Genomic DNA, 17,899 nt, shown 5'->3' with positions numbered 1-17,899 from the left:
CACCCCAACCCCTCTCCCGCAGGCGGGAGAGGGGCTTTGAGCGAAAGCGGGGCGCGTACCACGCGCGGCCTGCTTCGCTTACTGCAGCGTCACCCGCTTGCGGTTGTCGGCCGAGACACGGTCGATCAGCTTGTTGTACGGGTCGAAACCGGCTTCGTCGGGCTTCTGGTCGACGGTGACGGTGATGCTGGGGTTGGCTGCAGTGATGTGGTGGCGCTGCAGGTACAGCACCTTTTCATCGCGCTCCTTGCCGGAGGGGCCCTTGGCGAACACGCCTACTTCAATCCAGTCATCCAGCGTGCCCGGCGTTTCCTTACCCACGCCGTCGGCGTAACGCTTGTCCGCATGCAGCTGCAGGGTCACGTCGTAGCGGCCATCGGCGCGCTTCTTCGCGTTGGCCTCGACCACGCGGTTGTCGTAGAAGCTGATCTTCTCGAACAGGTCGGTGATCAAGGCCTGCTGCTCGGGTTTGGCTTCTGCACGGATGAACTGCAGCAGCTCGGCCGAGGTGGTGTAGGGCGGCTGCTGGAAGGCCTTGGCCTGGATGAAGCGGGCCAGTGCGCGGTTCAGGGCTTCCTCGCCCATTTCCTCGCGTAGGCGGTAGAACACCAGCGAAGCCTTTCGATAGTGGATGTACTGCTGGTTCTCGTTGCGATAGAGCGGCTGCTCCTCGACGTCTTCGCCACCGCGTTCGGCCAAGTAGCGATCCAGCTCGGTCTTCAGGAATTGACGCATTTGACCGCGGCCATATTCCTTCTCCATGACCATCAACGCCGAGTATTGCGACAGCGATTCGGTAAGCATCGTCGCCCCTTGGACGTTTGCACTGATTACCTGGTGTGCCCACCACTGATGAGCGGCTTCATGCGCGGTGACATAGAACACATAGTCAACATCGTCCTTGTCACGCAGGTCGGCAATGAAGCCGATCGATTCGGAGTAGGGAATGGTGTTGGCAAATGCCTGAGCGAAGCTTCCGGCATAACTGGGGAACTCAATCACGCGGAACTGCTTGTGTTGATAGGGGCTGAAGTTGGCCTCGTAATATGTGAGTGACTTCTGTACGGCCTCAATCATCCGGTCCACGTTGTAACGATGCTTGGCGTCGTAATAGATCTCGATCGGGATGTCCTTGTACGTGGCCTCCTTCACCTGCCAGCGTGCCGACAGGTAGGCGTAGAAGTTCAGCATCGGCCGGTCCATGGCGTAGCTGAAGCAGCGGCGGCCATCGCGTTCGAACTCCTTCTGCAGGTAGCCCGGTGCCAAGGCGATCTGGTCCGGCGCGGTGCAGATGGTGCTGCGGAAATCCAGCCAATCCGAATCGTTGGAGATGTAGGTATTGGCACGTGCGGCTTCATCCTCCAGCTTCGGCATGCGCGTCGGTTTGCCCAGGTCGCGCTTGCGGCGTTCGTTGCGGTCGCTTATCTCGGCACCGGTGTCGTAGCCGAAGGCCGGGAGCACGCGGCTGTTGAAGAAGCTGCCGTTGTCGACGATCTGGGTCTGCGCCTGGTCGGCGGTGATGCCGTTGGGATGGATGTCCACGGTGAAGCGGATATCACGTTCCTCGCCCGGCGCCATCGGCGTATCCAGATGGTAGATGCGGTAGCCCAGCTCCTCGTCGTGGGTGGTCAGCTTTGCGCCGCCCAGCTCGATGCTGGCAAGCGTGCTGTCATCGCCCATCGCGACGTGGATGTCGGGGATGGCGGCCGCATGCGTATTGCGCACGCGGTAGACGCCATCAATGCGTACCGACTGCGTCTCCGGATGCAGGTCGACCATGTTGTCGATGGCGACAATACGAGGCTGCGGCAGGTCCTTGTACTTGCGGTACTCACGCTCATAGCGGGCCTGGCGGTCCAGCATCTGGTCCGGCGAGACAAACTCGTTGCGGATGTTGGTACTCCAGTACAACCAACCGCCGCAGGCGATGAAGGCGAGCGTGGCGGCTGCCAGGCCTGCACCCAGCGGACCGCGCAGGCGCTGTTTGGCCAGGCGCAGGCGCTGCCGCCATCCCGAATCCACACCGCGTACCCACAAAGCCGCGCACAGCAACAACAAGGCCAGCAGGAACAGCGCCCAGTAGCCCTGGAAGGCCAACTGCCCGGTCAGGAAATGGCCGTAGCCGTTCATATCCGAGTACGGGGCGATCGGCCAGCTGCCGAAGTTGTACAGGTTCTGGGTGTAGTCCAGCATGCCCAGCACCGATTGCCCGATGAGCAACAGGATCAACAGGGCATAACCCATGAACTTGTTGTTGCTCAGCACCTGCAGCACCAGGGCCATGCCGCCCATCAGGATGTAGACCACCGAATCCAGTGCCAGCGTCTTCAGGTACAGCAGTGGCTCGATCTGGGTGTAACCCTTGCTCAGCTGGATGGCGATAGCGGTCAATCCACCCACGGCCTGGAAGGCAAATACGACGGCCACCAGGGTGAGGAACTTGCCCAGCAACGGCACCCAGTTCGGCACTGGCATGGCATCGCTGATGCCGGCGATGCGCGCGCTGCGCTCACGCCAGACCAGTTCGCCGGCGTAGAACAGCACGATGATGATCAGTAGGAAGCTGAAGCTGCCCTGCAGGGCTTCCAGCATCTGCGAGGTCACAGGCCAGCTGGGCGTGCCGTACATGGTGCGGCGGTGCAGGGCAGTTGGGATGAAATTGGCCATGCCCAGCACCAGCAACACCAGGAACGGTGCGCTGCGGAACACGCCTACGGCATCGAATCCGACCTGACGCAGCAGCTGCCGCCAACCGGTGGCGGCGTTGAAGCTGGGCGTGACTTTGGGTGCAACCACGGTGCTGCGCTTGCCGTCGGTGGTGGCAGTGCTGGTGATCTTCTTGCCACGTCTGCGGCCGGTGCCACTGCGCTCGGTGCGGAACAAGGCAAAGGTCGCGGCGAACAGCGCGCCAGTCACCGCCAGCCACAGCACGCGGTTTTCCAGCAGATAGCCGCTGAAGGCGGGCAGGCCGGTGTTGCGTTCTTCGGCCGACCAATAGCGCATGGCTTGGCTCATCGCACGCATGCCGAGCGGATCGAGCAGCGAGGCGATCCGCATATTGTCGATATCGGCCAACAGGACGCGGCTGACGCCATACAGCACAAAGAACACGATGACGCCGATGTACACCCACAGGATGTTGCGGGTGGTCACCGCCAGCAGCGACAGCAAGGCGGTGGTGAACAGCACGTTCGGCACCACCATGAACGCGAACGCCCACAGGTAGGGCCGCAGCGATACCGGGCCGAGCCGGGCGGCATCGATCCACGGCATGAACTGGGCGATGAACAAGCCCGCTGCGATGATCGCGTACATCAGCAGGCTGGCCAGCAAGGCAGCGCCGAGCCGGCCCAGCAGGTAGTCACGGCGTTTGATCGGGCTGGAGAACACCAGCTCGGCGGTGCCCAGCTCGAAGTCGCGCAGCAATGCATTGCTGACGAACAGGGTGACCACCAGCAGACCGATCAGGGTGAAGGAGGTCATGAGGGTGGTGATCACCGACGGTGCATTGCGATGCACATTGCCGATGCCGCCACCGATCTGCACCGCATCACTGGACGCGGCGCCAAAGGCCAACAGTGCGAACAGAGCCGCAAGCAGCCACAGCAGGGGAGAACGCAGCTGCTCACGCAGCTCGAAGCGCAGGAAGGCGAGGGTCATGGTCGTCTCCGTCAGGCGGCCTGCGCCTGCAGGCGCAGGCGCTGGAAGTAGACGTCCTCAAGACCAGGTGCCACCGGCTCGAAGCCGGCTTCCGGGCAGCTGTCGGCAAATACATGGATTACCGGATTGCCGCCAACCAGACGGGTCGACAGCACGGTGAAGCGGCTTTCGTAGCCCGGCAAGGCTGCCTTGGCCACCTGCTTGCGCCATACCTGTGCCTGCAAGGCATTGATGGCGTCAGCCGGGCGCCCGGTCAGCAGCACCTCACCCTTGTTCATGATGGCCATGGTCGGGCACAGGTCGGTCACGTCCTCGACGATGTGGGTGGACAGGATCACCGCCACGTTCTCGCCGATTTCGGCCAGCAAATTGAGGAAGCGGTTGCGTTCCTCCGGGTCCAGGCCGGCGGTGGGCTCATCGACGATGACCAGTTGCGGATTGCCCAGCAATGCTTGGGCAATGCCGAAGCGCTGGCGCATACCGCCGGAATAGGTGCCCAGCTTGCGCTTGCGTGCATCCCACAGATTGACCTGTTGCAGCAGGGCCTCGACCACTTCCTTGCGCTGCTTGCGCGCGGTCAGGCCCTTGAGCACGGCGAAATGATCGAGCAGGTCGAGCGCGCTGACCTTCGGATAGACGCCGAAATCCTGCGGCAGGTAGCCGAGTTTGCGCCGCAGCGCGTCCTTGTCGCGCAGGATGTCGATAGTGGCGCCATCGGCGGTGGTCAGGGTGGCGCTGCCCGCATCGGCTTCCTGCAGGGTGGCCAGGGTACGCATCAGGGAGGACTTGCCGGCGCCATTGGGGCCAAGCAGGCCGAACATGCCGCGGGGAATGTCGAGATCGACGTTTTTCAGTGCATGTACGCCATTGGCGTAGGTTTTCGACAAACCACGGATCTGCAGCATGTGACAGGGCCTCTCCTTGGATAATGACCGCAACAGTGTGCTTCGGCCGTGCTTTCGGCAATGCGCCGGAAGTCACTAGGTCCAGGGACTGCGGCAGGGCCGGAATGTGACCGGCGGGCTCAGTTGGGGAGACGGGCTAAGTTGTAGGAGCGGCGTAAGCCGCGAAGCTCCCGCACCAGCAGATTGCGCGAAACCCTTTTCGCCAACATCGCCAACATCGCCAACATCGCCAACATCGACAGGTTCGTCAGCTTCGCGGCTTACGCCGCTCCCACAAGGGCAAGGCAATGGCCTTTGCCCCCTCCCTTTTGCGCAGCAAAGGGGAGGGCTGGGGAGGGGTTGGCTTTGCGCTGTTGGATGTGTGGCTTCGCGGCTTACGTCGCTCCCACAAAGGCAAGGCAATGGCCTTTGCCCCCTCCTTTTTGCGCAGCAAAGGGGAGGGTTGGGGAGGGGTTGGCTTTGCGCTGTTGAATGTGTGGCTTCGTGGCTTACGCCGCTGCAGCAGCTCTTGGCGCTGAGGTATTGCCAGGAACGCTTCTGCCGAGCATGGCTCGGCACTACGTTACGGTGCGGGCGCTTCGTAGAGCTCCAGCGGCAGGTCGTCGGGGTCGGCGAAGAAGGTGAAGCGGCGGCCGGTGAATTCGTCCACGCGGATCGGCTCGCAGACCACGCCTTCGCGCTGCAGGTGCGCGACCACATCGTCCAGCTGCGCCACCCGGAAGGCCAGATGGCGCAGGCCACGGGCTTCCGGCCGGCTGGGGCGTGGCGGCGGGTTGGGAAAGGAAAACAATTCCAGCTGGCTGCCATCGGCCAAGCGCAGGTCCAGCTTCCATGAATCACGCGCGCTGCGGTGGTTCTCTGCAATCACCTCAAGCCCAAGAATGCGTACATAGAAATCGCGTGACCGCGCATAGTCCGATGCGATCACCGCCACATGGTGGATGCCACCCAGCAGGTTCATCGCGCGGCATCCCGCCAGCGTCGGGCGATATCGATGGCCAGCGCGTACGGCTCGGGTTCGTTGCGGTTGCTCAGCACGATGACCGTCAGCTTCTGTTTGGGGTAACGCACGATCACATTGCGGAAGCCGATGCTCTCGCCGCTGTGCCACAGCGCATCGCCGTTGATGCGCCAACCAAAGCCATAGAACGGTACGTCGGGCTCCTTGGTCGGGGTTGCCGGGTTGAAGGCAAGCTGCAGCGAGCTGGCCTTCAACAGGCGCTCGTCATACAGCGCCGCATCCCACTTGGCCAGGTCATCAATCGAGGAATAGATGCCGCCATCGCCGAGTACCGCGCTGGTGGTGCTTTGATCGGTGCGCTGCCAACGGCCATCGATCTGGCTGTAGCCATACGCGCGGTTGGGTACTTCATCCACGCCATCCTGGTGGGCGTAGCTATTGCTCATGCCCAGCGGCAGGAAGATGCGCTGCCGCAGGAAGCTGGCAAAGTCGGTGCCCGACGCCTTGCCGACGATCAGTGCGAGCAAGGCATAACCACCATTGCTGTAACGGTAATCGCTGCCCGGCGCGAAGTAGCTGCGGTCCTGCTTCTCCAGCAGATGCAGCACGTCGATGTCATGCACCTGGCGGCTGTCGGCCGGGTCCATCAGATCTTCGTAATCGATCAGGCCACTGGTATGGCTGAGCAGCTGGCGCAGGGTCATCGTGTCGGCCACGGCTGGCAGGCTGGGCAGCCATTTCTTCAGCGGGTCGTCGATACCCAGCTTGCCGTCCTCGGCGAGCAGCAGGATGGCGGCGGCGGTGAACTGCTTGCTCACCGACGCCAGGCGGAAATTGCTGGCCGGGGTGACCGCGGTGCCGTCTTCCAGCACCGCCAGCCCATAGCTGCGGCGGAATGCGGGCTGGCCGTCCTTCAATACCAGCACCGAGGCGCCGGGGACCTGGCCGTCATAACGCTGCATCAATGCGTCGATGCCGGGATCGGGCGGGGCCAGTGGCGCCGCGGCGGCCAAGCTGGAACACACCAGACTGGAGCACGCGAACAGGCATAGCAGGGCGAGTCGGGGTTTCCAGCGAGGCATGGTGGCTCCAAGGTTGGTGATCAGGCTTTCTTGCTGGCGATCCAACGGTCGATCTTGGCTTCCAGGATGTCCAGCGGCATGGAGCCATCCTTGAGGATCTCATGATGGAATTCGCGCGGATCGAAGCGTTCGCCGAGTTCGGCCTTGGCCTTTTCGCGCAGCAGCCGGATCTTGATCTCACCGACACGGTACGCCAACGCCTGGCCCGGCAAGGCCATGAAGCGCTCGACTTCCGAGGCGGCATCGGCAGCCGGGATGTCGGCGTTCTTGACCATGTAATCGGTGGCCTGCTGGCGGCTCCAGCCAGCGCCGTTGAGGCCGGTGTCGGCCACCAGCCGCACGGTGCGCAGCAAGGTGGTCTGCAGGTAACCGAGCTGATCGTACGGGTCGCTGTACAGGCCCAGTTCCTGGCCCAGTGATTCGGCGTACAGGCCCCAGCCTTCGACATAGGCGACATCACCGCCGAGGCGACGGAAGCGCGGCAGCGCGGTCAGCTCCTGCTGCGCGCCAAGCTGGTAATGATGGCCGGGAATGGCCTCATGCAGGTATTGCATGGTCACCGCCCAGCGCTTGCGCGAGGGCAGGTCACTGGTATTGACGTAGAGAACGCCCGGTTGCTGGCCATCGGCGCTGCCGGGCTGGTAGCTGGCGGCGCTGGAGGTGGCGGCGCGCTCGGCCTCGACGGCCTTGATTTCCAGGCGGGCCTTGGGCCGCTCGTTGAACAATGCCGGTACCGCAGCGTTCACCCGGCGGCCTGCATCGGCGTAACTGGCCAGCAGGGCATTGGCGTCGCGGAACACGAACTGGCGGTCATTGCGCATCGCGTTGAAGGCTTTCTGCTGCGAACCACGGATCCTGGCCTGCTTCATCACCGTATCGATGCGGGCCTGCAGGTCTTTCACCTCCTGCTCGCCCAAGGCGTGGATTTCTGCCGGCGAGCGTGCCGGTGAGGTGGTGCTGGCAACGTTGTGCGCATACCAGGCGCGGCCATTGGGCAGCGCGGCCATGCCGTCGGTGCTGCGTGCGGCGGCCATGTATTCGGTGGCGATGAAACCGCGCAGCGAGCGGTAGGCCGGCATGATCCGGTTCTCGATCATGCGCTTGTACTCGGCAGTGAGCCTGGCCTTGTCCTCGGCGGAAAAATCCGCCGGCATGTTGCGGATGGGGCCCCAGAACAGGCTTTCCTCGGCGCTGGGTTTGATCACTGCATCAAGCTGCGGCAGTACTTTTTCCATCAGTGCGCGCGGCTGCACCACGCCGGCGGCCTTGCCTTCGCGCATGTTGGCGATGGCCTGATCGAACAACGGCGGGATGCCGAGCGAGCGCCTGGACCAGTTTTCATAGTCCTTGACCGTACGGAAGGGCTGCGCACCGGCGCCGGAGCCGAGCACGGCGATGATGCTGGACAGGTTGTAGTACTGGTTGATCGGCAGCATCCAGGTCGGGTACTGCTCGCCGGCCAGCGAGACATGCGCATCGCGCACGAAGATCTCGTAGCTGAGCAGGTCCTGGCCCTGCAGGCCGGTGGCGCCGACGGCTTCGACCTTGCCCAGCCATTCGACCATGAAATCGTGTGATTGCTGGCGCGAGGCCGCGGACAGGAAGTTGGGCAGCTGGTCGTTGTAGCGCGGGTCGCCCTGGAAGGTGGCCTGCAGCGGGTTCAGCCGCATCGAGGCATCCCAATACTCGTCATAGATGCGGTTGAGCTTGGCGGCGTTGTCCTGCTTGATCGGCAGCGGCACCGCTGCGGGCCTGCGAGGGGCTGCGCGTGGCGCCGCACGCGGCGTGCTGCGGGCGCCGGCTGCGCGGCTCTGCGGCGCGGCTTGGCGCTGGGTTTTCTTCTTGGCGGCCTCGGCAGGCGCTGCAACGGGCAGCATCATGATCGAGGCAATGGCGAGCGCAAGCAGGCGCAACGGGCTGGAAGACATCAGGTGTTCCGCAAATACATCGACCCGGGAGCTTGCCCGATATCGGCGGTGACGACCAGCCGTGGCGTGGATGAACACGCGCAGCTTATACAGCTTGGGTTGTGTCCCATGCCCTGCGGCAATGCCTGCAGGGCATGAGCAGGGCTCAGCGGTCGCCGGCGCGGGTGAACGGCACGCTGTCCGGGGCTACCGCACCGCCGGAAATGATGAAGCTCATCGCCTGGTCCACGGTCCAATCGGTGGGCGTGAGCAGTTCCACTGGCACGATTTCCAGGTAACCCGAGGTCGGATTGGGAGTGGTGGGCACATACACGGCGGCCAGCTCGCGGCCGGTGCCCTGCTCGGTGATGACCCGGGTGACAAGGCCGATGGACTTCATGTCACGGTGCGGGAAGTCGATCAGTACCACGCGCTGGGTGCTGCCGGGCTTGGTCTGCAGGATGTCCAGCAGCTTCTTGGCGCTGTCGTAGATGATGCTGGCCAGCGGGATGCGGCGGATGACCGCGCCGAACCAGCGCAGCAGCTGTTGGCCGATGACCTTGCGGCTGAGGATGCCGACCAGCAGGATCACCAGCAAGGTGGCAAGCAGGGCAATGGTGTCCTGCATCCATACGGCCTCGACCCAGCCCAGGTAATCCGGAAACGAGGCGGCAATCCGCTCGGACAGCGGAACCACCAGCGGGCTGCTGATGCCCGAGAGCAGGACGAACACGAACTTGACGACCACCCAGGTCAACCAGATCGGCAGCAGGGTCAGCAGGCCGGTAAGGAAAAGACGTTTCAGGGAGGGACGGGGGGCGGGGGAGACGGCTTCGGGTGACATCGCGCAATTGTAGCGGTCGGCTGTCAGCCGCATACGTGCGGCCAACGCCCGGAACAGCTGCGTTCAGAGAAATCTGTGTTGCCGCAGTGACTCAGTCGGCCTTGCGGGCATCCGGCTTGAGCCGCACGTAGACCTGCTTGCGCACCCGCGCCACCACCTCACCCTTGGCGTCGAGCACTTCGTTCTCGAACCAGTGCAGGTATTTGCCGCCGCCGGCAGTGGCCGCCCGCACTTCATCCAGGGTGGCCTCGTCCAGCCGGAACTCGGTCCACACCACGCCACGGCCGGGCTTGAGGAACTCGATGGCGCCGGCCTTGTCCCAGACGAAGTAGCGGCTGCCCATGTTCTGCAGCAGGCACAGCATCCAGAACGGATCGGTCATCGCAAACAGGCTGCCGCCAAAGTGGGTGCGCACGTAGTTGACGTTCCACGGCCGCTGGCGCAGCTCGACCCGCACGTAGCGGTAGTCGGCGCTGATGTCGGTGACATGGATGCCGGCAAACAGGAATGGCGGCCACAGGTTGATGCCGCGGCGGAACAGGCTGGCTTTCATCGTGAAGGCGGATGCACGGGGGAGTTGGAGTCTAACATCCGCAGGCGTATGGAAAGGCTAGTTGGGCCAGGGCGGGGCGATCCGGTAGCCGTCACGGCCGGCTTGTTTGGCCTGGTAGAGGGCGCTATCGGCCGCTTCGAACAACCGCGCCGGGCCGTCATCCAGGCCCGGCAACACCGTGCACAGGCCGATGGTGACGGAGGTTTTGATCTTGCTGTGATGGGCCTTGTCCACCGGAATGCTGAGCTGCCGGATCTGGCTGATCAGGGATTGCACCAGTTGCTCGGCCCCGGCCGGCGGCGTGTCGGGCAGGATCAGCGCGAACTCATCGCCACCAAAGCGCGCGGCCAGATCACGCGGGCGCCGCGCTACTTCCTCGATGGTGCGGCCCAGGTGACGCAACAGGCGGTCGCCTACCTGGTGCCCATAGGTGTCATTGCAGGCCTTGAAGTGATCCACGTCGATCAGCAGCAGGGTGAGCGGGCGTCCGCTGCGGCGTGCCGCATCGTTCTCCCGACGCAGGGTTTCCTCGAAGCGCATGCGGTTGGCCAGCCCGGTGAGCGTGTCGCGGTTGGCTTGCCGGCGCCAATAACGCATCTGCCAAAGCGTCCAGACCCCCATCATGGCGGCAAAGCCCATCGTCGCCGAGACCGGTTCGAACCAAAGGTTGGCACCGTGCAGCAGGCCCAGGCTCAGCAGCAGCGGAACCGGTATGGCCAGCACGCCCAGCAGCCAGCGCCAACGGAAGCGGGAGGTGATGGCGAATGCGGCAAACGCCACCAGCAACGCGCTGATCGCGATCTGTGCGGCGGCCGGCAGGGTGGTGATGGCATTGCCGGCCAGCAGCATCGAGGCGACATTGGCCTGGTACTCGCTGCCGCTCATCCAGCTGTCGTGGGAGGTGGGCGTCAGCAGGCGTGGGGCGATGCCATTGGCTGTCATGCCGACGATCAGCAGCCGCCCCTTCAGCAGACTTGCCGGTACCCGGCCTTCCAGCACATCCACATAGGACAGCTGTGGAAAGCTGCCGGGTGGCCCTGCGTAGCGCAGCCGCACGTAGTTGTCGCGATGCCACTGGTAGGGGGAGCGGGTGCTGGCGGCGGGGTTGGTCAGGCCGGGCAGCGGCTCCTGCACGCCAGCCAGGGCCGCTCCCAGGGCCAGCCAATGCGGCGAGCCGATACCGGCCTTCAGGTAGATGCCACGGGCCACGCCGTCGGCGTCGATCTCGATATCGGTATGCGCCAGACTTGCCGAGGCCTTGGTAATGGCAGGCACCGGCAGCAGTTCTTCCGGCACGGCCTCGTCGCTGGGCGGCGCGGCCAGTACCGGCAGCACCACGCGTCCGTTGCGGCTGATGGCCGCCGCCAATGCCGCGTCCTGGCCGGCATCGTTGCGGTCGGCCTCCGGCAGCATCAGGTCCAGCGCGACGCGCTCTGCCCCGGCGTGATGCAAGCGGTCGAGCAGTTGCGCATGGGTGCTGCGCGGCCATGGCCATTGGCCCAGCTGCTGCAGGCTGCGATCGTCAATGGCGATGATCGCAAGGCGCGGATCGGGTGGGTACTCCCACTCGCCGGTCAGCAGGTCGTAGCTGGCGACGTCCTGCTGCCAGAACACGCGCCCATGGCTGGCCCAGGCCGCCAGCAGGCTGCAGCTGAGCACGAACAGCAGGCGGAAGTGCCAGCGTGGCCGCAGCGGTCTCACAGGGCGAGCAGCAACAAGGCGCCAGCGCCGAGGCCATAACAAAGCCGGCACGACAGTTGGATCTGTTGCGGCGTCGAGAACATGCCGGCATAGCCGTCATCGGCGATGCTCTGTACGCGGACGTGCAGGTTGCCGCCGCGCCATGGGCGCTTGAGTGAGACTTCGGGGGCATCGGTCTGCCGATCCAGCAGCAGGCGCGAGAAATCCGCATCGCGTGCAATCTGCACCCGGTAATGGCCGGCGTCGCCGTCGGCCGGCCAACGCAAGGTGAGTTGGCCTTTGTGCACCGTGTCCGACTGCAGTGGCGTCGCCAGCGGTGCATCACTGAGCTGCAGTGGCAAGGCCTGGCCATAGCGGCCGGGCGCGCCCTGCGCATCAAGCGAAGCCACGCGCCAGAAATACCCACCCGCCGCCAGCGGGTGGCTGATGCGCAATTGCTGGCTGCGGCTGGTCTGTTCGATCAACGGCTGCACGAACGCGGGGTTGTCGGCGACCTGCAGGACCGTGCCGGTGGCATCGGCAACCTTGGCCCATTCAAAACGTGGCTGCAGCTGATGCAGGGTCTGGCCGTGTGTCGGCGCAAGCGTCAGCGGTGCAGGCAGGCCTTCTGGGACGGAAAAATCACGTTCGGCATCCAGGCCTTCGACGCCATCGGCGTCGACTGCGCGTACCAGCAGGCGCAGCTGGCCCGGCGGCAGGGTGTCGATCTGGATCTGTGGCGCGCTGACCTCGCGGGCAAACAACTGCACGTCGGGTGCGGCTGCCAACACGATTTCCACCCGGTAACGTGTAGCGCCATCTACCGGCTGCCATGCGGCCAGCAAGGGCAGCGGTTGCAGGCGCAGCTGTGACTCCAGCAACGCGGGCGGCGCCGATAGTTTTTGTTGTTGAGTAGGGGCGGTGCCAGTCGCACGCACCAAGGTGGCATGGCCAGCATCGATCACCCGCTGGCCACCTTGATTGCCGACCTGCACATGACCCTCGACGACTTCGGTGCTTGCCGGGCTGTTCTCGTCACCGGCGTTGACCCGGAACAAGGTGCCGCGCACGCTGCTGGTCGCGGTGGGGGCGGTGATGATGTAACGCGATGCTGGCCCGCGCGCTGGTGTCACCTGGCTGCTGCTGCGCCCGCGTTGCAGGCGGATGCGGGTGTCGACCATGCCGGTGGCGCCATAGCTGCTGAGCTGATCCAGCTGCAGCTGGGAGTTCTCGCGCAGTTGCAGGCGTGAGTCATCGGCAAACCCCAGCGTGACACTGGCATCGTCGCCGGTCTGCACACGGCTGCCGATGGTCAGCAGCATGCCGGCCTGCAGCGGGCGGGTGCCATTGACCGGGTCGCTTGCCTCGGCGTGGCCGCGCATTGCCAACACCCTTGCTGGCGCTGGCTGCACGCGCAACCAGCTGATCGGGAAGCGCAGGTTCTGGCCGGGCGCAAGCCGATACGGGTCATCTATCTGATTGTGTGCCTGCAGCCGTTGCCACGGCACATCGGCCTTCAGGTAACGCGCGCCCAGGTCCCACAGGGTATCGCCGGGGCGGGCGCGGTAAGTCCAGTCCTGCGCGCTGGCGACCGTCGCCCAGCAGAGCAGAAAGGCAGCCAGCAGCAGTTGCAACAACGAGGGGCGAACGTTGGTATTTCTCACGGCGACTTTGATTCCGAAAGCGCGTGTCCGTTACGCTCACATCGTGCAGGCTGCAATCTCATACGCATCCTATCCCCTGGCCGTGGCAGGCACCACGGCGGGATCATCCTTGTATGAGTCGTCCATTTCCGTGCGATTGACACACAAATTGAGCTGTCTGGAAACAACTCAGAACAGCAGCGAGGACATCTTGCGGCGGTAGCGACCTACCAGGTCTTCGTCCTCGATCACGCGGAAGGCATCGATCAGCGCTTTCTTCGGCAGGCTGTCACGGAAGCCGCGATCGATCCGCAGCATTTCAATGAACTGCTCCAGCGCGGCTTCATCTTCGCCGGCCAGCAGATGCTGGATGCCCAGCAGGTAACGGGCTTCCAGATCATTGCCGTCCGCCTGCACGCGCGCGGCCAGCACATCGGCCGCCGGTGCGTCCTGCAAGGCTGCGGCAAAGTCCAGGCGCGCGCGTGCGCGGATGGCGCGGTCGTCGGTGGCGAGGTTGGCGGGCAGGTTGTCCAGCAGCGGCCCGGCTTCACCGGTGGCACCGATCTTGAGCAGGGCCAGGGCAAGGTCGAGCTTGAGTTCGTCCTTGTCGGGTTCGGCGCTGATGGCCTCACGCAGTGCGGCTACTTCGGCCTGCGGATCCAATGGCAGCGCCTGGACTTCTTCCTCGACAGCAGCGGCCTCGGCCGGCACCACGCCGTGTTGGGTGAGAAATTCGCGCAGCTGGCCCTCCGGCATAGCGCCGGGGAAGCCATCAACGATCTGCCCGTCCTTGATCAGAAAGACGGTCGGCACCGAGCGGATCTGGAAGGCGGCAGCAATCTGCTGCTCCTTGTCCACGTCGACCTTGGCCAGCTCGAAGGCGCCGTTGTATTCACCGGCGAGTTTTTCCAGGAGCGGCCCCAGGCTCTTGCACGGCCCGCACCAGGTTGCCCAGAAATCCACCAGAACAGGGGTCTGCGAGGATTTCTGCAGGACCTCGGCTTCGAAGGTTTCGGTGGTGGCCTCGAAAACGTGGGGAAGATCGCTCATGGCTGACTACGTTGCTGACAGGAACCCCCTTTATGGCGACGTTGGGGCAGATTCTCAACCGCCAGAGGTACTGGAGCGGCGTTTTCGGCGCGGGAGGCCTGTGCTGGCTGGCTTTGCGAGATTGTTGATGATGGAGGCCTGGCGTTGGGGGCTACGGGGGCTTTGGGGGCTTCGGGGCTTCGGGGCTACGGGTAACGCCCCTGCCGAGCATGGCTCGGCACTACGCTTCTGCTCCCTCCCTTTGGCCGTAGGCCAAGGGGAGGGTTGGGGAGGGGTGGTTTTTAGGCCGGTAGATGTTGCCTGGCTAGCAGCTGCCCATCGTGTGCGCGATCGGATTGCTGGGCACGCCCCTGCCGAGCATGGCTCGGCACTACGCTTCTGCCCCCTCCCTTTGGCCGCAGGCCAAGGGGAGGGTTGGGGAGGGGTGGTTTTTTAGGCCGTTAGATGTTGCCTGGCTAGCTTCTGCCCATCGTGCGATCGGATTGCTGGGCACGCCCCTGCCGAGCATGGCTCGGCACTACGCCTACGCATGAAAAACGCCGCTTCTGCGGAGAGAAGCGGCGTTCTGGTTGCTTCAGCGCTGAGCCGTCGCGGCAGGCTCAGGGGTGGCTGGCGGGTTCCTGTGCCGGTGCCAGCGGCACCGTCACGGCGGCCGGGGCCACGCTGGGCGCGGCCGGCAGGCTCAGCTCGGGGTTGATCTGCTGCGCCTGCAAGGCCTTGATCTGCTGGTTCAAGGCTTCCAGCTGGGAGTTGGTGGCGCGCAGGTCCGTGCTCAGCGCTACCGCCTGCTGCTTGCGCTCCTGCAGGGCATTGCTGACCTGCAGCGACTGCTGGCGCTGCTGCTCTACTTCCTGCTGCAGCCCGCGCAGGCGGCGTTCGTTCATGGCGACCAGCTTCTCGCTATAGGCCTTGCCGGCCTGCAGGCGCACGGTGTCCAGGTAGACCTGGGCCAACTGCTTGGTCTGGTCGGCGAAGGTGAGGTAGAGGCTCTCGGCGTTGTCCACCGACTCGGTACGGATCACCCGCCAGAATTCCTTCTCATGGAACAGGGCCACGTAGTAATTCAGGGAATCGGCGTGGAACAGCAGGCTGGCGCCGTAGTTGCCGTTGTAGGTGGTGCGCAGTTCGGTGAGGGCGTTGCTGCCCATCAGCCGTTGCAGTTCGGCCACGGTATTGCCCACGGCGCTGTCTTCGCTGTTGGCGGGGGCGGCCGGTACCTCGGCCTCACCGCGCTGCCAGCGCCCGGCCATTGCAGCGGGGGCCGTGAGCAGGCCGACAACAAGCAACAGCGCGCAGCCAAGCCGGCTCGGAAGCATCTCGATCCTTCTCATAAGTCCTCGTAATTCCCCCGAACTGCGATGGTCGTCGCATTTAATGAATGCGCCGGTTTCGGACCCGAGCATAGCACGCGATTTGGCGGCGAAAAGGCCGGTGGTGTGGGCGTTTCCCTTGTTTGGGAGGGCGCTCATTCGACCAGTTGGCTGCGGCCGCATTGGATCGACTGCATATGCACGTCGGTGCGGCCCAGCTGCAGCCCCAGCACGTCGGACAGCAGGTTCGACAACAACTTGCCGACGCCATCAAGCAAGGGCCGCAGCAGGTTGTCCACCACCGGCTTGAGCAGCAGGCACAGCACGCTGCTGCAGCTGCCACTGCCGGTGACCGGGTTGTAGCTGCCGTTGCCGCTGAGCCCGCCGGGTTTGGTCTGCAGGTATTTGGCCAGCGAATTGCTTACGCAATCATTGAAGCCCAGCCCGGCAATCAAACCCTGGCAGGAAGTCAGCCCGAGCACGTCGAGCAGGCCGCCGATCAGGTTGGGCTTGCTGAGCGTGGTTTCGTAGAGAAAGCCCTGCCAGACCTCGCCCTGCACTTTTTTCGGCGTGCAGCCCAGAACCCAGCTTTCGCAGGTGGGTATTTCGGTGACCCAGCTGCCCAGCGGCGGCAGGTTGGCGGCGGCATTGCCATTCTGCAGCGCCTGGACCACGGCGGCAGGCTGGTACAGGCCGTTCTTCTGGGTGGCTTCCAGGTATTGCACGGCCAGGTCCTTGGCTGCGGTGCCGCTGTTGCCCTGCGGGGTGAACAGGGACTGCACCGTACCGAGCAGCACATCGACCAGGTCTGATACCAGCTTGCCGACTTTCAGATCGTTGGGTTTGACCGTGCCGGTCTGTCCTTCGCTGAGGATCAGCTGGTCGCGTTGTGACAGCGCTTCGAGGATTATTTTCTTGGTGAGTACGTCGCGGCCGAGCAGGCTGACCAGTGATTCGTCAGCGAGCCCGGTGCGGCACAGCTCGCGGGTCGAATTCCATGGCGTGGTGGCCTTGCCGATGCAGACGTTGGCGATGGCGCTGGTGACGTCGACGGTGGCAGTAGCCGGCTGGCTGCTGCAGTCGATCGCGGTGAGTTGCCCGTAGCCATCGATCACATCGATATAGGTCGGCAGTTTGATACGCGTGCCCAACCAGTTCAGCACCGCGCCGAGTGCGGGAATCCGTTGCGAGTCGATATCCAGGAACAGCCGTACCTGGCTGTTGTAGGCGGTGCTGCCCACCGGGCCGATGGCGATCGAGGCCGGTTCGACAATGCTGGCCTTGGCCTTGAGCAGGCCGAGCAGATCCAGTTGCGGGACTTCAACGGCATGTTTGGAGTTGGCGATGGAAATGCTGGTGCCGAGCAGATCCAATGCATTCAGATCCACATCCAGGGCGCCGCTGGCTGCTTCGCTGCCGCCTGCCACCTTGGCGAACAGGCCGCTGCTGCTTCCATTAGAACCCAGTTGCACAAGTACATCGCTGATGCCGGCGCCGAGCAGTTTCTGCTGCAGCAGGCGCAGATCAACACCGGCGACGCCTTGCTGGCTGGCCAGCGAGGCCATCACTTCCAGCAGCTTGCCAACCGACACCTGTTTGGCGGCCAGCAGATTGTTGAAGTCACCGACGTTGATGTCGGTGGCGACCGGGATGCCCAAGGCCTGCAGCAGGCCGCGCGGGGTGATCTTGACGTTGGCCAGGCCCTGGTAACTGGCGATCTGGGTCTGGGTCAGATCGACCCCGACCAGGCGCAGAATCCCCTGCAGCGGCGCATTGCTGTTGGTGTTGAGCAGACGCGAACCTACGCTGAAGGCGGCCTGCGGTGGCATGCGGCGGGCAACAGCGGTTGCGCTGATGCGGGGCAGGGAAGTGAGCTGGCCCAGGAACGGCACCGATTGCCGCGAGGCAGTGACCTGCACCGCGTTCAAGGGACGGCTGCTGGCAACCCCGACAAAGCGCGCGCCCGGCGCCAGCTCGGCGCCCCAGTAGCCGCAGCTGATCGCCAATTGACCGCCAAATTGATTGTCGACCAAGGCATTGCTGCGTGCTGCCAGATTGTCCTTGTAATCGGTGGTGCACTGCTCCAACCGTTGTGCGCCGGCCATTGCGGCCAGGTCGGCGGTTTTCTGTACGTCACGCTTGCTCCAGTACAGATAGCCCACTTCTATCAGGCCCAATATCACTACCAGCCCGAGCAGCAACAGCAGCATTGGCAGCCCCGCGCCGCCACGTTGATGCGCGCTGTGCGGGAGATCGCGGAGCGCGCGTGACAGGCGGGACGAAGACGGGCGCGGGCTGTGCATG

The 17,899-nt window shown here is 64.2% G+C and carries 12 protein-coding genes; all 12 read right to left on the bottom strand.

Annotation, left to right across the window (positions count from 1 at the left end; all coding sequences use genetic code 11):
- Window positions 1–78: 78 nt before the first annotated feature.
- On the bottom strand, window positions 79–3,660 hold the full coding sequence (locus ABE493_RS12255) for an ABC transporter permease/M1 family aminopeptidase (RefSeq protein ID WP_346499191.1): 3,582 nt from the start codon (window positions 3,658–3,660) through the stop codon (window positions 79–81).
- 11 nt (window positions 3,661–3,671) lie between these two features.
- Complete coding sequence (locus ABE493_RS12250) at window positions 3,672–4,565, bottom strand: ABC transporter ATP-binding protein (protein ID WP_346499190.1); 894 nt, start codon at window positions 4,563–4,565, stop codon at window positions 3,672–3,674.
- Between the two features lie 562 nt (window positions 4,566–5,127).
- A complete protein-coding gene (gene gloA2 / locus ABE493_RS12245; protein ID WP_346499189.1) occupies window positions 5,128–5,526 on the bottom strand; it encodes an SMU1112c/YaeR family gloxylase I-like metalloprotein in 399 nt (132 codons plus the stop codon).
- Complete coding sequence (locus tag ABE493_RS12240) at window positions 5,523–6,608, bottom strand: serine hydrolase domain-containing protein (RefSeq protein WP_346499188.1); 1,086 nt, start codon at window positions 6,606–6,608, stop codon at window positions 5,523–5,525. The genes gloA2 and ABE493_RS12240 overlap by 4 nt, the downstream gene beginning before the upstream one ends.
- A gap of 20 nt (window positions 6,609–6,628) precedes the next feature.
- A complete protein-coding gene (locus tag ABE493_RS12235) occupies window positions 6,629–8,536 on the bottom strand; it encodes a DUF885 domain-containing protein (protein ID WP_346499187.1) in 1,908 nt (635 codons plus the stop codon).
- Window positions 8,537–8,681: 145 nt separating this feature from the next.
- Window positions 8,682–9,359, bottom strand: a complete 678-nt coding sequence (locus ABE493_RS12230) for a DUF502 domain-containing protein (RefSeq protein ID WP_346499186.1) — start codon at window positions 9,357–9,359, stop codon at window positions 8,682–8,684.
- Window positions 9,360–9,450: 91 nt separating this feature from the next.
- The gene (locus ABE493_RS12225; protein WP_346499185.1) at window positions 9,451–9,912 is read right to left on the bottom strand and encodes a DUF4442 domain-containing protein; all 462 of its coding nucleotides are present in this window, start codon (window positions 9,910–9,912) and stop codon (window positions 9,451–9,453) included.
- 57 nt (window positions 9,913–9,969) lie between these two features.
- Entirely contained in the window at window positions 9,970–11,613 is a 1,644-nt protein-coding gene (locus tag ABE493_RS12220; protein ID WP_346499184.1) for a CHASE2 domain-containing protein, read from the bottom strand.
- Window positions 11,610–13,256, bottom strand: coding sequence for a FecR family protein (locus ABE493_RS12215; protein ID WP_346499183.1), 1,647 nt, complete (start codon window positions 13,254–13,256; stop codon window positions 11,610–11,612). The genes ABE493_RS12220 and ABE493_RS12215 overlap by 4 nt, the downstream gene beginning before the upstream one ends.
- 168 nt (window positions 13,257–13,424) lie before the next feature.
- Window positions 13,425–14,285: a thioredoxin gene (gene trxA / locus ABE493_RS12210; RefSeq protein WP_346499182.1), complete on the bottom strand. Its 861-nt coding sequence runs from the start codon at window positions 14,283–14,285 to the stop codon at window positions 13,425–13,427.
- A gap of 599 nt (window positions 14,286–14,884) precedes the next feature.
- Window positions 14,885–15,601, bottom strand: a complete 717-nt coding sequence (locus ABE493_RS12205) for a DUF2968 domain-containing protein (protein ID WP_346499181.1) — start codon at window positions 15,599–15,601, stop codon at window positions 14,885–14,887.
- A gap of 149 nt (window positions 15,602–15,750) precedes the next feature.
- Complete coding sequence (locus ABE493_RS12200; RefSeq protein WP_346499180.1) at window positions 15,751–17,898, bottom strand: TadG family pilus assembly protein; 2,148 nt, start codon at window positions 17,896–17,898, stop codon at window positions 15,751–15,753.
- Window position 17,899 lies beyond the last annotated feature (1 nt).

Source organism: Stenotrophomonas terrae (genome assembly GCF_039674165.1).
GTDB classification, from domain to species: domain Bacteria; phylum Pseudomonadota; class Gammaproteobacteria; order Xanthomonadales; family Xanthomonadaceae; genus Stenotrophomonas; species Stenotrophomonas terrae_A.
Note: the sequence above shows the minus strand (reverse complement) of the source record. Positions and strands in the feature narration are given on the sequence as shown.

Excerpts from the sequence above, each read along its gene's own strand:
- ABE493_RS12205 (WP_346499181.1), bottom strand. The coding sequence starts at position 15,601 with ATGCTTCCGAGCCGGCTTGGCTGCGCGCTGTTGCTTGTTGTCGGCCTG.
- ABE493_RS12225 (WP_346499185.1), bottom strand. The coding sequence starts at position 9,912 with ATGAAAGCCAGCCTGTTCCGCCGCGGCATCAACCTGTGGCCGCCATTC.
- ABE493_RS12230 (WP_346499186.1), bottom strand. The coding sequence starts at position 9,359 with ATGTCACCCGAAGCCGTCTCCCCCGCCCCCCGTCCCTCCCTGAAACGT.
- trxA (WP_346499182.1), bottom strand. The coding sequence starts at position 14,285 with ATGAGCGATCTTCCCCACGTTTTCGAGGCCACCACCGAAACCTTCGAA.
- ABE493_RS12200 (WP_346499180.1), bottom strand. The coding sequence starts at position 17,898 with ATGCACAGCCCGCGCCCGTCTTCGTCCCGCCTGTCACGCGCGCTCCGC.
- ABE493_RS12240 (WP_346499188.1), bottom strand. The coding sequence starts at position 6,608 with ATGCCTCGCTGGAAACCCCGACTCGCCCTGCTATGCCTGTTCGCGTGC.
- gloA2 (WP_346499189.1), bottom strand. The coding sequence starts at position 5,526 with ATGAACCTGCTGGGTGGCATCCACCATGTGGCGGTGATCGCATCGGAC.
- ABE493_RS12255 (WP_346499191.1), bottom strand. The coding sequence starts at position 3,660 with ATGACCCTCGCCTTCCTGCGCTTCGAGCTGCGTGAGCAGCTGCGTTCT.
- ABE493_RS12250 (WP_346499190.1), bottom strand. The coding sequence starts at position 4,565 with ATGCTGCAGATCCGTGGTTTGTCGAAAACCTACGCCAATGGCGTACAT.
- ABE493_RS12235 (WP_346499187.1), bottom strand. The coding sequence starts at position 8,536 with ATGTCTTCCAGCCCGTTGCGCCTGCTTGCGCTCGCCATTGCCTCGATC.